14 protein-coding genes are annotated in these 13140 nt (G+C 70.5%); 9 read left to right on the top strand and 5 right to left on the bottom strand.

Annotation, left to right across the window (positions count from 1 at the left end):
- Positions 1 to 2: 2 nt before the first annotated feature.
- Genes DSM112329_RS27055 through DSM112329_RS27030 form a run of 6 tightly spaced genes read left to right on the top strand, consistent with a single transcriptional unit; the run spans position 3 to position 5828 of the window.
- Positions 3 to 791: an alpha/beta hydrolase gene (locus DSM112329_RS27055; RefSeq protein WP_354699688.1), complete on the top strand. Its 789-nt coding sequence runs from the start codon at positions 3 to 5 to the stop codon at positions 789 to 791.
- A gap of 38 nt (positions 792 to 829) precedes the next feature.
- Positions 830 to 1957 (top strand): acyl-CoA dehydrogenase family protein, encoded by a 1128-nt coding sequence (locus DSM112329_RS27050; protein WP_354702531.1) that lies wholly within the window; start codon positions 830 to 832, stop codon positions 1955 to 1957.
- A 10-nt stretch (positions 1958 to 1967) separates the two neighbouring features.
- On the top strand, positions 1968 to 3182 hold the full coding sequence (locus DSM112329_RS27045) for a thiolase family protein (RefSeq protein ID WP_354699687.1): 1215 nt from the start codon (positions 1968 to 1970) through the stop codon (positions 3180 to 3182).
- On the top strand, positions 3179 to 3943 hold the full coding sequence (locus DSM112329_RS27040) for an SDR family NAD(P)-dependent oxidoreductase (protein ID WP_354699686.1): 765 nt from the start codon (positions 3179 to 3181) through the stop codon (positions 3941 to 3943). Before DSM112329_RS27045 ends, DSM112329_RS27040 begins: the two co-directional genes overlap by 4 nt.
- Positions 3940 to 4722 (top strand): crotonase/enoyl-CoA hydratase family protein, encoded by a 783-nt coding sequence (locus DSM112329_RS27035; protein ID WP_354699685.1) that lies wholly within the window; start codon positions 3940 to 3942, stop codon positions 4720 to 4722. The genes DSM112329_RS27040 and DSM112329_RS27035 overlap by 4 nt, the downstream gene beginning before the upstream one ends.
- Complete coding sequence (locus DSM112329_RS27030) at positions 4719 to 5828, top strand: acyl-CoA dehydrogenase family protein (protein WP_354699684.1); 1110 nt, start codon at positions 4719 to 4721, stop codon at positions 5826 to 5828. Before DSM112329_RS27035 ends, DSM112329_RS27030 begins: the two co-directional genes overlap by 4 nt.
- Positions 5829 to 5873: 45 nt before the next feature.
- Here DSM112329_RS27030 and DSM112329_RS27025 read toward each other — a convergent pair whose 3' ends face one another.
- The 3 genes from DSM112329_RS27025 to DSM112329_RS27015 are packed head-to-tail and all read right to left on the bottom strand — an operon-like array spanning position 5874 to position 8276.
- A complete protein-coding gene (locus DSM112329_RS27025) occupies positions 5874 to 6224 on the bottom strand; it encodes a hypothetical protein (protein WP_354699683.1) in 351 nt (116 codons plus the stop codon).
- Positions 6224 to 7474, bottom strand: coding sequence for an LLM class flavin-dependent oxidoreductase (locus DSM112329_RS27020; protein ID WP_354699682.1), 1251 nt, complete (start codon positions 7472 to 7474; stop codon positions 6224 to 6226). Before DSM112329_RS27020 ends, DSM112329_RS27025 begins: the two co-directional genes overlap by 1 nt.
- Positions 7475 to 7514: 40 nt before the next feature.
- The gene (locus DSM112329_RS27015; RefSeq protein WP_354699681.1) at positions 7515 to 8276 is read right to left on the bottom strand and encodes an SDR family oxidoreductase; all 762 of its coding nucleotides are present in this window, start codon (positions 8274 to 8276) and stop codon (positions 7515 to 7517) included.
- A gap of 189 nt (positions 8277 to 8465) precedes the next feature.
- Between DSM112329_RS27015 and DSM112329_RS27010 the strand changes: the two genes are divergently transcribed.
- Positions 8466 to 9518 carry a spirocyclase AveC family protein gene (locus DSM112329_RS27010; RefSeq protein ID WP_354699680.1) on the top strand — a complete coding sequence of 351 codons (1053 nt, stop codon included), beginning with the start codon at positions 8466 to 8468 and terminating at the stop codon, positions 9516 to 9518.
- Between the two features lie 9 nt (positions 9519 to 9527).
- Here the strand turns inward: DSM112329_RS27010 and DSM112329_RS27005 are convergent, their stop codons facing one another.
- Positions 9528 to 10022 (bottom strand): flavin reductase family protein, encoded by a 495-nt coding sequence (locus tag DSM112329_RS27005; protein WP_354699679.1) that lies wholly within the window; start codon positions 10020 to 10022, stop codon positions 9528 to 9530.
- Positions 10019 to 11278, bottom strand: coding sequence for a cytochrome P450 (locus tag DSM112329_RS27000; protein WP_354699678.1), 1260 nt, complete (start codon positions 11276 to 11278; stop codon positions 10019 to 10021). The genes DSM112329_RS27005 and DSM112329_RS27000 overlap by 4 nt, the downstream gene beginning before the upstream one ends.
- 177 nt (positions 11279 to 11455) lie before the next feature.
- Between DSM112329_RS27000 and DSM112329_RS26995 the strand changes: the two genes are divergently transcribed.
- Positions 11456 to 12292, top strand: a complete 837-nt coding sequence (locus DSM112329_RS26995) for an ABC transporter permease (protein WP_354699677.1) — start codon at positions 11456 to 11458, stop codon at positions 12290 to 12292.
- Between the two features lie 2 nt (positions 12293 to 12294).
- The gene (locus tag DSM112329_RS26990; RefSeq protein ID WP_354699676.1) at positions 12295 to 13140 is read left to right on the top strand and encodes an ABC transporter permease; all 846 of its coding nucleotides are present in this window, start codon (positions 12295 to 12297) and stop codon (positions 13138 to 13140) included.

Below are 13140 nucleotides of genomic sequence, written 5' to 3'. Positions count from 1 at the left end.
TCATGCCCTTCTTCGAGCACGACGGCAACAAGCTGTACTACGAGGACTCCGGCGGCGACGGCCCGGTCGTGGTCCTGTCCCATGGCGCGTTCCTCGATCACACCATGTGGGACGACGTCGTGCAGGCGCTGTCGCCCGCGATCCGGTGCCTGACCTGGGACGAACGCGGCCATGGCATGTCCGAGTGCAGCGGTCCTTTCGACTACTGGGACGCGGCGAAGGACGTCATCGCGCTGATGGACGCATGCGGCGTCGAGCAGGCCGTGCTCGCCGGCATGTCCCAGGGCGGCTGGCTCACGCAGCGGGCGGCGCTCGCAAGCCCGGACCGGGTGCGCGGGATCGTGCTGACCGGGACGTCGGTCCGCCTGCTGGAGCCCGAGCAGCAGGCCGGCTTCGAACAGCTGTCCCAGGGCTGGCTCGCCATGGGGCCGGTCGGCGAGATCGCGGAGGCCATCCTCGGCGTGCAGTTCGCGCCCAGCGACTACGAGGGGAGCCGCTTCATCGGCAAATGGCAGTCGAAGGCGCCTGCCGCGTGGACTGAGGTATGGGCCACGATCCTCACGCGGCGCGACGAGATCATCGACCGCCTCGGCGAGATCACGTGCCCGGCCCTGTTCGTCCACGGCACGGTGGATCCCGCCTTCGGCGTCGCGGCGGCCGAGGAGATGAGCTCGCTCGTCGCCGACAGCCGCGGCGTCGTCGTCGTCGACGGCGGGCCGCACTGCCTCGCGCTGACGCACCCCGCCGAGCTCAGCGACGCGATCGCCGGGCTCGTCAGAGATGTGAGCTGAGGCTGCCCGTGCCCGCCATGCAGGCTGCCCCGCCCGGGATGCGCCGGACGGTCTTCCGTCCGGAGCACGATGCGTTCCGCTCCGTGGTCCGCGAGTTCTTCCAGGACGAGGTCGTGCCCGAGTACCCCGAGTGGGAGAAGGCCGGCCGGCCACCCCGCTCGTTCTGGTATCGGGCGGGGGCGCTCGGGTTGCTGGGCGTCGGCGTGCCCGAGGCGTTCGGCGGGCTGGCCGGCTCGGGCTTCAAGCACAGTGCCGTGATCACGGAAGAGGCGCAGCGCGCCGGACTCGCCATCGGAGGCGTGCGGGTCCACACCGACATCTGCATGCCGTACTTCCTCGAGTACGCCACCGCGGAGCAGCAGGAGCGCTGGCTGCCGGCTCTCACGAGCGGCGAGGCCGTGTCGGCGCTGGCGCTCTCCGAGCCCGGTGCCGGCTCGGATCTGAAGGCGCTGTCGACGTCGGCTCGGCGGGACGGCGATCACTACGTCGTCGACGGGGCGAAGACGTTCATCTCGAACGGCCTGGCCGCGGACCTCGTAATCCTCGCCGTCAAGACCGACCGATCCGCCGGGCGCCACGGCATCAGCCTGCTGGTGGTCGACGCGCAGACACCGGGGTTCGAGCGCGGGCCGCGGCTGGAGAAGATCGGCCAGAAGGCGCAGGACCTCTCCGAGCTGTTCTTCACCGACATGCACGTGCCTGTCCAGAACCTCCTCGGTGAGGAGAACCGCGGTTTCGCCTACCTCACCGCGAACCTGGCGCAGGAGCGGCTCTCGATCGGTCTCAACTCGCAGGCCGCCGCCGTCGCGGCGCTCGAGGCCACGGTGGCGAACGTCGCGTCCGGTGCGCTGCCCTCGGGCCAGCACGCGAAGTTCGAGCTCGCCGCGTGCGCGGCCGAGGTGCAGGCGGGCCAGGCGCTCACCGACCGTGCGCTCGATGCCCATGAAGCGGGCGAGCTCATGCCGGAGGACGCGGCGGTGGTGAAGCTGTACTGCACCGAGCTTCAGGGCCGCGTCGTGGACCGCTGCCTGCAGCTGCACGGCGTCGCCGGCTGCAGTCGCACGTCGGTTCTGGGCCGCGCCTACGCGGACGCACGGGTCAGCCGGATCTACGGCGGATCCAGCGAGATCATGAAGGTCATCGTCGCCAAGTCCCTCGGGTTGTAGAAGGAGCCTCATGCGCAGCGCAGTCATTGTTGACGCCGTCCGATCGCCGATGGCGAAGGGGCGTGCGGCGAAGGACGATCGACCCGGAGGGGCGTTGTCGGAGCTCCACCCGGTCGAGCTCCTCGCGCAGACGATCAAGGGCCTCATGGACCGCAACGACGTCGATCCGGGGGAGGTGGAGGACGTCATGATCGGCTGCGTCAGCCAGGTCGGCGAGCAGGGCGGGCCGGCCGGGCGCTGGGCGTGGCTCGGCGCCGGGTTCCCCGAGCACGTGCCGGCGACCACCATCGATCGCCGCTGCGGGTCGAGCCAGCAGGCGGCGGACTTCGCTGCGCAGGGCGTGATGTGCGGGACTTACGACATCGTCGTTGCCGGCGGGATCGAGTCGATGAGCCGCGTGCCGATGTTCACCGCGCGGATGGGCCGGGACATCTACGGCGAGTCCGTGAACGACCGCTACGCCCCGGGACTGGTGCCGCAGGGGATCTCCGCCGAGCTGATCGCTGCGCGGTGGGGACTGACCCGGCACGAGCTCGACGTGTTCTCGGCGCGCTCGCACGACCGGGCGGCCGCAACAGCTGACGGCGGCGGCTTCGACCGCGAGATCGTGCCGATCACCGTCACGCAGCCGGATGGCACCTCGACCGTTGTCGACCGCGACGAGACGATCCGGCGCGGCACCACCGTCGAGGGACTGGGCGAGCTCCGTGCCGTCTTCGAGAGCGACGAGATGAGCGAGCGGTTTCCGGAGATCGGCTGGAGCGTCACCGCCGGCAACTCCTCGCAGCTCTCGGACGGCGCCGCGGCGATGCTCATCATGAGCGAGGACCGGTGCGCGCAGCTCGGGCTGACCCCACGGGCGCGGTTCCACGCCTTCGCCGTCGCCTCGGACGATCCCATCACCATGCTGAGCGGGCCGATCCCGGCGACCGAGAAGATCCTCGCGCGGACCGGCATGTCCCTGGACGACATCGACCACTACGAGATCAACGAGGCATTCGCGCCGGTGCCGCTGGCGTGGCGGAAGCACTTCGACGCCGACCTCGAGCGGATCAACCCGCGCGGCGGTGCCATCGCGCTCGGACACCCGCTCGGCGCGTCGGGCGCGCGGCTGATGGTGACGATGCTCGAGGCCATGGAGTCCAGCGGCAGCCGCTACGGGCTGCAGACGATGTGCGAGGCCGGCGGCATGGCAAACGCCACGATCCTGGAGCGCCTGTCATGAACGTCGAGGGAACCTCCTGCGTCGTCACGGGCGGAGCGTCGGGCCTCGGTCTGGCGACGGTTCACGCGCTCGCCGACCACGGCGCGCACGTCGTCATCGCTGACCTGCCGGGGTCGGACGGCGCTGCGGCGGCCGCGGCGCTCGGCGACGCCGCAGAGTTCGTCCCGGCCGATGTCACCAGCACCGAGGACATGAACGCCGTCTTCGATGCCGCCGAAGCGCACGGGCCGCTGCGGGCGGTGGTCCACTGTGCCGGCCGCGGCGGCCCCGTCCGGGTCGTCGAGCGCGACGGCAGCCCGGGGTCGCTGGAGAAGTACGCCGACGTCGTGAACGTCAACCTGGTGGGCAGCTTCAATGTGCTCCGCCTGGCCGCCGCCCGGATGGCCGCCAACGACCCGCTGGACGGTGACCGGGGAGTGTTCGTCCTCACCGCGTCCGTCGCGGCTTTCGAGGGCCAGATCGGCCAGATCCCGTACGCGTCGTCGAAGGCCGGCATCGTCGGCATGACGATCGTCGCTGCCCGCGACCTGTCACGGCGGGCCATCCGCGTTTGCACCATCGCGCCGGGGACCTTCGACACGCCGCTGCTCGCGCGCCTCCCCGACGAGGTGAAGGACTCGCTGGCGGCGACCGTTCCCCACCCCAGCCGGCTCGGCCGCCCGGAGGAGTACGCGAAGCTCGCGCTGCACATCATCGACAACGCCGTCCTCAACGGCGAGACCATCCGGCTGGACGGCGCGATCCGGATGGCGCCGAGATGAAGGCGCCCGACGAGGAGGTCCCGGTCCGCTTCTCCGTCGAGGACGGCGTCGCGCTCATCACCCTGAACCGACCGGCGCGGCGCAACGCGATCGACCTGGCGACCGCGATCGCCCTTGGGGACTGCCTGGACGAACTCGACGCCCGCGATGACCTCGTCGTCGGCGTGATCACCGGCGAGGGCGGGACGTTCTCCGCCGGGATGGACCTGAAGGCGCTCGCGGCGACGGGCCAGCGCCCGATCGTCGAAGGCCGCGGCGCCTTCGGCGTCTGCGAGCGCTCCGCCGACAAGCCGCTGGTCGCCGCCGTCGAGGGTCATGCGCTCGGAGGCGGCTTCGAGATCGCGCTGGCCTGCGACCTGATCGTCGCGGCCGAGAGCGCGACCTTCGGGCTTCCGGAGGTCACCCGCGGGCTGGCGGCCGCCGCCGGCGGCGCGATCCGCCTCCCGCAGCGGATCCCGTACGGCCACGCGATGGAGCTGATCCTCACCGGGGCGCCTCTGAGCGCGGAGCGCGCGCATGCGCTCGGGCTCGTGAATCACCTGACCGAGGCCGGTGGCGCGCTCGAGGCAGCGCTGGCGCTCGCGCGGCGCATCGCGGTCAACGCGCCGCTCGCGGTCAAGATGTCCAAGCTCGTCGTCCGCGCGGCGCAGGGCGTGACCGTCGCGGAGGCGTTCGCCGCTCAGGCACCGCTCATGAACGTGATCCGGGCGTCTGATGACGCCCGCGAGGGCGCCCAGGCGTTCGTCGAGAAGCGCGCGCCGGTGTGGAGCGGGCGATGAGCATCGCGCTGGCCGGGCGGCTCCCCGGACTCTTCGAGGACGAGCACGAGGCGCTCCGCGAGAGCTTCGCCCGCTTCCTGGCCGAGCGCGTCACGGCCGAGACGTACGCCGGCTGGGGCGAGCCGGACGGCGCCGGCGTGCCGCCGTCGTTCTTCGCGGCGGCCGCCGAGCACGGATTCGTCGCGATGGCGATCCCCGAGGAGCACGGCGGCAGCGGTGTCGAGGACCCGCGGTTCGGCGCGGTCCTCGTCGAGGCGGCGATGCACGCCGGACTGCCCGCGGTCGCCCTGGCCCTCGGCCAGCACAACGACGTCTGCGTCCCCGCGCTGCTGTCCTGCGCGCAGGATCCGGTCCTGCTCACCCGCCTGGCCGGCGGCCGGTCCCTGACGGCGCTCGCCGGGCCCGGCGCGCTCACTGCACGTCGCTCAGGTGATGTGTGGGTGCTGGACGGCAGCTGCCCGGCTGTCCTCGGCGGAGTGCACGCGGACGTCCTCGTCGTCATCGCAGACGCCGGGGAGCACGCCCACGCCTTCGTCATCGACGCCGAGGTCGGTGGCCTCACCCGGGCCCCCGGAGTCGCCCGGTTCGGTCTTCAGGCGGCTGACTTCGCCGATGTCGTCCTGGACGGTGTGCGGGTACCAGCGCAGCGCTGCCTCGGGCCGGACACCGCCGAGTCCGTCCTCGTGGGACAGCGGCTGACGCTCGCCGTCGCAGCGGTTGCCGGGGCCCGCGCGGCCCTTGACTGGACCGTGCAATACGTCCACGAGCGCCGCGCCTTCGGGCAGCCGCTGGCGGCCTTCGAGAACACCCGAATCACGCTCGGCGACGTCGCCGCCGAGTTGACCGCCACTTCCGCCTTCGTCGACAGCTGCCTCCTGGCGCACGCCGCCGGGGCGCTAGGAGCGGCGACCGCGGCGGCGGCGAAGCTGCGGGCGACTGAGCTGCAGGCGCGGGCGGTCGATGCGGGCGTCCAGCTTCACGGCGGCTACGGCTACATGTCGGAGTACCCGATCGCCCGGGCGTACGCGGACGCGCGGATGCTGCGCATGTTCGGCGGCAGCAGCGAGCACCTGCGAGCTGTCATCGCGCAGGCCGCCGGCGTCTGATCGCCGGCGACGCACCCCGGCGCCCGCGGGCATGGCCGGCGTCGGTCAGCCGGTGGCGAATTCGACATGCGCCTGGATGGCGGCGCCGTCGGCGCTGAGCCACCCCCGCCCGGCCGCGTACGACAGCATCGCGTCCAGCCCGGCGTTCCACTGAGGCGACGAGGCGCCCGCCTCCACGGCGAGCCGCCGGAGCGCCGCGACGTCCACGAGCACGTGCTGCTGATCTGGCCCGAGGGCACCCGCCCGTGCTGCCCGCAGCGCTGCGTCGATCTCGGGGCCTGTCGGCGTGCTCGCCGGAGCGTGACGGACCTCGACGTGGAAGGCGCCGAAGTCTGTCGCCGCCACCAGGGACGTGACCGCCGGCAACCCAGCAGCCACGTCCAGGCGCACGATCACTACCGCACCGCCGGGAGAACCTCTTCCGCGAACACCCGCAGTTGCTCCTGCTGCACCTCGAGCGGCGTCGTGCCCTGCTGGAAGAACTGCCAGACCAGCCAGTCGAGCTCGCCCTTCTCCTCGCCTTCGCCGGCGTGGCAGGTGTGCAGCTCCTCGAGCTGGCGCTTCACGTCGTCAGCGGTGCCGCACAGCAGCTGCCGCGTCTCGATCAGGCGCTTGGCCAGCGCCGCCTCGTCGGCGAACGACACCGGCTTGTCCGCCGCATCCTCGGCGGTGCGGAACATCTCCGCGAAGCCGAACTTGTTGAAGTAGTTGTGCCACTCGTAGGCGGCCGTCCGGACGGCCATCTCGAACGCCTCCTCGCGCGTCTTGCCGATGCACACCGACCGGGTCGCGCCGAAGCGCTCACCGAGCTTGAGGTCGAAGCCCTGCTTGGCGGCCTCGGCGCGGTAGGCCAGCGCGTGCTCGCGGAACGGCGCCGCTCGGCCCTCGGTGGCGATACACGAGAACCCGCGCTGCGCCGCGGCGATCATGCTCGCCGGGGACATCGTGTACGGGACCCAGACCTCGGGATAGGGCCGCTGGTAGGGCGGCGGCGTCAGGCCGATCTTGCGGATCACGCCGTCCTCGTCGACCTCGTCCTCGGATCCGAACTGCCGGGTCCACTCGATACCGCCGAATCCCTTCACGCCCTCGGCGTAGGGGAACGGCACCTGGTAGTGCTTGCCGTCGTGGTCCCAGGAGTCGTTCTGCCACGCCTTCAGGATGACCTCGACGTTCTCGTCGTAGATCTCGCGGTTGCGCTGGTCGGACGCCTGGTCGACCAGCGAGGTGGAGCCACGGCCCTGGGACAGGATCTGGATCCACCGCTTCTGGTACCCGCGAGCGAACGTGACGCCGACCCGGCCCTGCGTCAGCTGATCGAGCAGGGCGATGTTCTCGGCCATCCGGATCGGGTCGTCCGCCGTCGGGACGAGCGACATCGGGTAGAAGTGGATGTTCTTCGTCCGGGCCGCAAGGTCGGCGTAGAGCATCAGGGGGTTCGGCATCGCCTCACCACCCTCGGAGTGCAGGTGGTGCTCGGTCGTCGAGAAGGCGTCATAGCCGAGCTCGTCCGCCAGCACCGCAATCGCGCGCAGCTCCTCCAGCATCATCTGGTAGCGCTCGGTGTTCCGGCCGATCGGCCTGAGCTCCCGGCGCTCCTTGAGCGTGGCCGGGATCGTGGGCATCGCAAATACGCTGACCTTCATCGGGTCTCTCCTCGTGTGGTCATCAGTTGGGGGTTCGGCTTCAGCCGAAGGTGCTGGCGATGCCGCCGTCGACGAGCATCGACGAGCCGTTCATGTAGCGCGCGTTGTCGCTGCAGAGCAGCACCACGGCGTCGGCGACGTCCTCCGGATCGGCGGGACGGCCGAGCGGAATGGGAAAGACGGAGGTGACGGCCTCCTTCGGGAGACCGAAGTCCTGCGTGATCATCTCGGTGGCGATCACGCCGGGATGAATCGCGTTGACCCGCACACCGCGGGGGCCGAGCGAGTGCGCCGCCGCATAGGTCGTCAGCTTGATCGCGCCCTTGGACGCGCAGTAGGCCGGGGTCGCGCCGGTTCCCATGAAGCCGGCGATGCTTGACATGTTGATGATCACGCCGGCGCCCTTCTCGACCATCTTTCGCCCGGCGGCCTGCGTCCCGAAGAACGCGCCCTTGGCGTTGACCGCCATCAACCGGTCGTACTCCTCCTCGGTGGTGTCGAGGATGTCGTTGACGACGACGATGCCCGCGTTGTTGAACATGATGTCGATCCCGCCGAACTCGTCCGCTGCGGCGACGGCAGCCTCGAGGTCTGCCGGCCGCGTGACGTCGCACTGCACGAAGCGGCCCTCGCAGCTCACGGCCTCGTGTGTCGGGGTGCCGCCCTCACGCGGGTCCGACCGCACGTCAGCGACGATCACCGCCGCCGCTCCCTCCCGGGCGAACGCCAGAGCGGTCGCCCGTCCGATGCCGCTCGCAGCTCCGGTGATGACCGCGACCCGACCTTCGACAAGTCCTGGCATATGACGACCCTCCGCTTGGTGTGTTGCACGCCGATCGGCTCGCGACGTATTATTGAGCCTGTCCGGCTCAATAATACACTTCGCGTTCGGGCGGTGGCGATTTTTCGCCACCCGCCGGGTCCGGGTCCGCGGAGACCACAGGAGGAGCACATGGCGGCCACAGTCCCTGCACAACCACCCCGAGGTGCCGTGTCAGCACCGTCGGACACCGCGCGACGCCGCGCCTGGGGCTGGCCTCACTACCTCGCGTTGCTCGCGTTGCCGATCCTGTTCCTCGAAACCTGGACGGTCGTCAGCTGGCTGGCCGACGGCCCGTCGCAGATCACCGAGTACCGGACCGGCGAACACGGCAAGGAGTTCTGGGGCGCCCGCGGCTTCGAGGCGTTCGCGATCGTGCTGTCGCTGTGGGTCATCAGCAAGCTGATCAAGGACTGCCGCGCGCAGGGCCGGCTGCTCACGTTCGACGTCATGTTCTGCATCGCCTGCGCGACGCTGTTCTGGGCGAACGGCGGCAACAACTTCTTCCAGCCGATGTTCAGCATCAGCTCGGAGTTCGTGAACCTCAACGACACCTGCGGCCACAACCCGCTGATCGTCAACCCGGACTGCGGCCGCTTCGCGAACCCGATGATCTTCCTCGGCCTGTTCGAGGTCTTCGGGCTCCTGGGGTGCGCGATGCTGCTCGGCGGCGTGGCCCGCCGCTGCAAGGAGCGGTGGCCGGGCCTCACCCGACCGCAGCTCTACGGCATCGTGTCGCTCGGAGGCTGCGTCCTGGTGCTCGGGGAGCCGGCGGTCCTGCTCCCGCTGAACCTCTGGACGTTCCCGGGCACCCCGCTCTCGGTGAGCATCGGCGGCGAGGCCTTCCGGTACCCGTTCGCGCCGGAGGTCCTGGTCTTCGGCCTGTGGATCGGCACGATCGCCGCGGTGCGGATCTTCAAGGACGACAACGGCCTGGCCATCGTGGAACGCGGGCTCGACCGGCACTCACCGCGGGTTCGGACCGGTATCACGCTGCTCGCGATGTACGGGGTGGTCCAGATCGCGACCTGGGGGCAGAGCACTGCCCCGATGTGGGTGCTCGGGTTCAACCAGCAGCAGTGGCCGGCGATGCCGGCGCACGTGCAGAACGGGCTCTGCGACTCACCGGGAGTGACCGGGACGCGGTACGGGCCCTGCCCGGGGACGCCCGGTTACCGCATGCCGATCCGCGGGGACTCCGGGCTGCCGGGCCAGTCCCCGTGAGCCGCGCCGCTAAAGCGGCATGAAGCGACCGTAGCCGCCGCGGAGGAACAGCAGCGGCTCGGCCGGCTCTTCGCGCAGACCGAGGTCCAGCACGCGGCCGACCACGATGTCGTGGTCGCCCGCGCGGTGCACCGCCTCGAGCTCGCAGTCGACCCAGGCGGTCGCGTCCCGGAGCGCCGGGGAGCCCGTGGCTGCGGCCGGGCGCCACTCGACGTCTGCGAACTTGTCCCCGCCGCTCACCGCGAAGCGGCGACACAGGTCCTGCTGGTCGTGACCCAGGACGTTCACGCAGAAGCGGCGGCCCGGCACGATCCGCGGCCAGGTCGTGGACGCGTGGTCGGGGAAGAACGCGACCAGCGGGGGATCGAGCGACACCGAGGTGAACGAGCCGACTACGAGCCCGGCCGGCTCCCCGGCCGGGTCGATGCCGCAGACGACGCAGACCCCGGTCGGGTAGTGCCCGAGGATCTGCCGGAAGCGGGCCGCATCGTGCACGCTGCTCATCGAGGCGTGTACGTGAGGTCGAGGCTCGTGAGCGAGCGGACGAAGAAGCCCTCGTGCTCTGCCCGGTAGCCGTCCGCCAGGCGCAGGTCGGCGGCGTTGTCGAGCAGGTGGTTCAGCGCCGTCTCGACCTCACGCTTGGACAGCTGCATCCCGAGGCAGACGTGGCGTCCGCCGCCGAAGCCCAGGTGGTCGGCGTTGCCGGTGAACGCCCGCGACGTCGCGTGGTCGGTGCGGTGGATGTCGAACCGGTCCGGGTCCTCGAAGCGGCGCGGGTCGCGGTTGCCGGCCGCGAGCATCAGCGTGATCTTGCCTCCGGCGGGGACGACGGTGCCGTCGATGTCCACGTCTTCGCGCGCGGTGCGCTGGATGAACTGGACGATGGCGCAGTACCGCATCCCCTCGGCCATCGCGTCGTCCATCAGCGACCGGTCGTCAGCGAGCGCCTGGAGCTGATCCGGGTGCTGGACGAGAGCGTGGAGCAGGGCGGCGAGCTGATGGTCGGTGGTCTCGCCGCCGGCCAGAAGCATCAATGCGAGGAACGACCGGATGTCCTCGTCGTCCATCCTGTCGCCCTCGACCTCCGCACGGCAGAGGCGGGAGATGAAGTCGTCGCCGTCGCCGCTGCGGCGCTCGGCGATCAGCGGCAGGATGTACTCGCCGAAGCCCTGCTTCGCCTTCAGGCCCCGCTCGATCAGGACCGGGTCGCCGGCGATGTTGCCGACGAAGGTGATGAAGGCGTTGTACCACTCGCGCAGCAGGCCGTAGTCGCGGCCGGGGAGCCCCATCATGTCGGCCATGATGTCCACCGGGTAGACCGAGGAGAACTCGGTCACGAAGTCCAGCCGGCCGCGCTCACGCGTCCCGGCCGCCACGGCCTCGCGTTCACGCGCGAAGACCGGCTCCAGCAGCGCCTTCGCGCGGCGCTCGATGGTCGGCGTGAAGAGATCCAGGCCGCCGGTGAAGAGGAACGGGCTCACGAGGGAGCGCCGGGCGGAGTGCTGCTTGCCGTCCATCGCGGTCATCGTCGGAGCGTCGCCTAGCGCAAGCCCGAGCTGGTCCTGCATGTGCTCGGTCGACCAGCGCGTCTGGTCGCGGAGGAGCGGCCGGATGTGCTCGTACCGGCTGATGAGCCAGCTCTGCGTGGGCTCGTGCCAGACGATCGGGTGGTGGTCGCGCAGGATCTCGTAGTTGGGCCAGGGATCGACCAGGTGCTCGGGGGTGAGCGGGTCGGGCGGACGGGGAGCGCTGACGGACATGGCTTCCTTCGGTCGGTTCCACGACGGGCCGGGCGCATGGAGGCGCGACGGCGGCGCGAGCCTAGCTCCGGCGTCGCGTCGCGTCAGCCGGCCGGGCGATAGTCGACCCGTCCGGGCATCGAGTAGACCCGGACGGGTCTTGCGGCGCTCGTCGCCGGCGGGGGAGGGTGGCGCCACATGGCCACCACGACCAGCGACTACGGCATCGCCCGCACCATCAGCTCGCTGCCCGGCTTCGGCCGGCTCGCGTCCGCGGGGGAGATGGGCGACCTGGCGGTCGCGACGGTCAAGGCGATCATCTTCCCGCCGTACACCTGGCCGCGCGAGTTCGTGATCGAGTGCTCCAAGAGCCTGCGGCGGTGCGTGATCCCGGCGATGCTGTCGGTGAGCGCGTTCGCCCTCGGCCTGCTCGTCTACTACGTCGCGAGCATCGTCAGCGTGCTTGGCACCATGGATCGCCTCGGCGGCGGCATGAGCGTCGGCGTCACCCGCGAGATCGGCGTGTGGGTCGCCCTCATGATCCTGGCGGGCGTCGCCGGATCGGCCATGACCGCCGACCTCGCGTCCCGGAAGATCCGCGAGGAGCTCGACGCGCTCCAGGTGCTGGGCACCGACACGATGCGGATGCTCATCGTGCCGCGGGTCCTCGCGCTGATCGTCGTCGCGCCCATCCTGGGCCTGATCTGCGTCTTCACCGCCCTGCTGATGGGCTATGTCACCGCGCCGATCGTGCACGAGGGCTTCATCACCCACGCGGCGTTCCTGGAGACCGTCCGGTCCTTCACGAGCGTCGGGGAGCTCGCGAACATGATCGGGAAGATGGTGCTCGCCGGCCTGGTGGTCGGCATCGTCAGCTGTCAGAAGGGGCTGACCTCGAAGGGCGGCGCGGAGGGTGTCGGCCGCGCTGTCAACGAGGGCGTGCTGATCTCCTTCTTCGCGCTGTGGACGGTCAGCATCGTGGGCAACACGATCTTCTCGACGCTCTTCCCCACCGTCCAGATCCTGCGAGGCTGACGGTGGCGATCGCAGACCCCAGGCCGACCCTGCCGGACCCGACCCCAGCCCCGCCGCCCGCGCGCCGGCCCGGCGCGGTCAAGAGCTTCCTGATCGAGATCGGGGACATCGGCTACTTCGCCGCCGACACGGTCAAGGCGCTGCCCACCGTCCCGCGGTTCTTCGCCGAGGTCCTGCGCCAGTCATCGATCCTCGTGCGCGGGTCGCTGCTGATCATCGCCGCGCTCGTCATGTTCATCGGCGTCACGCAGGTGAACTTCGCATACTTCTTCCTGAAGTCCGCCGGGGCCTCGGACTACACGGGCCTCTTCAGCGGGCTCACCACTCCGCGCGCCGCGGTGCCGATCATGTTCGGCTACATCTTCGCCGCCAAGGTCGGCGGCGGCCTCGCCGCCGAGATCGGCGCCATGCGGATCAGCGAGGAGATCGACGCACTCGAGGCCGAGGCGATCAACCCGATGAGCTACCTCGTCGGCACCCGCCTGGTCGGCGCGATCCTGTTTGCCCCCATCGCCGCAGTCGTGGCGCTCCTCGCCGGCACCGCCGGGAGCTACCTGCAGGCGATCCCGGTTCTCCAGGGCCTGACGCCGGGCAGCTTCCTGCACTACCACTGGGGCGTCCAGAACCTGGCCGACCAGCTGCTGTGCATCATGAACCTCACGATCCAGGCGATCGTGATCGTGCTGGTCTCCTGCTACTACGGCTACAAGGCCAGCGGCGGCCCGACCGCCGTGGGAGCGGCAGTCGCACGCTCGCTGCTGGTGAACATCGTCCTGATCCACGTCATCACGGCGATGTACATCCTCGTCTTCTACGGGCAGGATCCGCACCTGCCGATCGGCGGCTGA

Origin of the sequence: Paraconexibacter sp. AEG42_29 (genome assembly GCF_040581415.1) — a bacterium.
Classification (GTDB): domain Bacteria; phylum Actinomycetota; class Thermoleophilia; order Solirubrobacterales; family Solirubrobacteraceae; genus Paraconexibacter.
This window is presented reverse-complemented; position numbering and strand designations above follow the sequence as displayed.

Excerpts from the sequence above, each read along its gene's own strand:
- DSM112329_RS27045 (WP_354699687.1), top strand. The coding sequence starts at position 1,968 with ATGCGCAGCGCAGTCATTGTTGACGCCGTCCGATCGCCGATGGCGAAG.
- DSM112329_RS27035 (WP_354699685.1), top strand. The coding sequence starts at position 3,940 with ATGAAGGCGCCCGACGAGGAGGTCCCGGTCCGCTTCTCCGTCGAGGAC.
- DSM112329_RS27000 (WP_354699678.1), bottom strand. The coding sequence starts at position 11,278 with ATGTCCGTCAGCGCTCCCCGTCCGCCCGACCCGCTCACCCCCGAGCAC.
- DSM112329_RS27015 (WP_354699681.1), bottom strand. The coding sequence starts at position 8,276 with ATGCCAGGACTTGTCGAAGGTCGGGTCGCGGTCATCACCGGAGCTGCG.
- DSM112329_RS27040 (WP_354699686.1), top strand. The coding sequence starts at position 3,179 with ATGAACGTCGAGGGAACCTCCTGCGTCGTCACGGGCGGAGCGTCGGGC.
- DSM112329_RS27055 (WP_354699688.1), top strand. The coding sequence starts at position 3 with ATGCCCTTCTTCGAGCACGACGGCAACAAGCTGTACTACGAGGACTCC.
- DSM112329_RS27050 (WP_354702531.1), top strand. The coding sequence starts at position 830 with ATGCGCCGGACGGTCTTCCGTCCGGAGCACGATGCGTTCCGCTCCGTG.
- DSM112329_RS27030 (WP_354699684.1), top strand. The coding sequence starts at position 4,719 with ATGAGCATCGCGCTGGCCGGGCGGCTCCCCGGACTCTTCGAGGACGAG.
- DSM112329_RS26995 (WP_354699677.1), top strand. The coding sequence starts at position 11,456 with ATGGCCACCACGACCAGCGACTACGGCATCGCCCGCACCATCAGCTCG.
- DSM112329_RS27005 (WP_354699679.1), bottom strand. The coding sequence starts at position 10,022 with ATGAGCAGCGTGCACGATGCGGCCCGCTTCCGGCAGATCCTCGGGCAC.
- DSM112329_RS27020 (WP_354699682.1), bottom strand. The coding sequence starts at position 7,474 with ATGAAGGTCAGCGTATTTGCGATGCCCACGATCCCGGCCACGCTCAAG.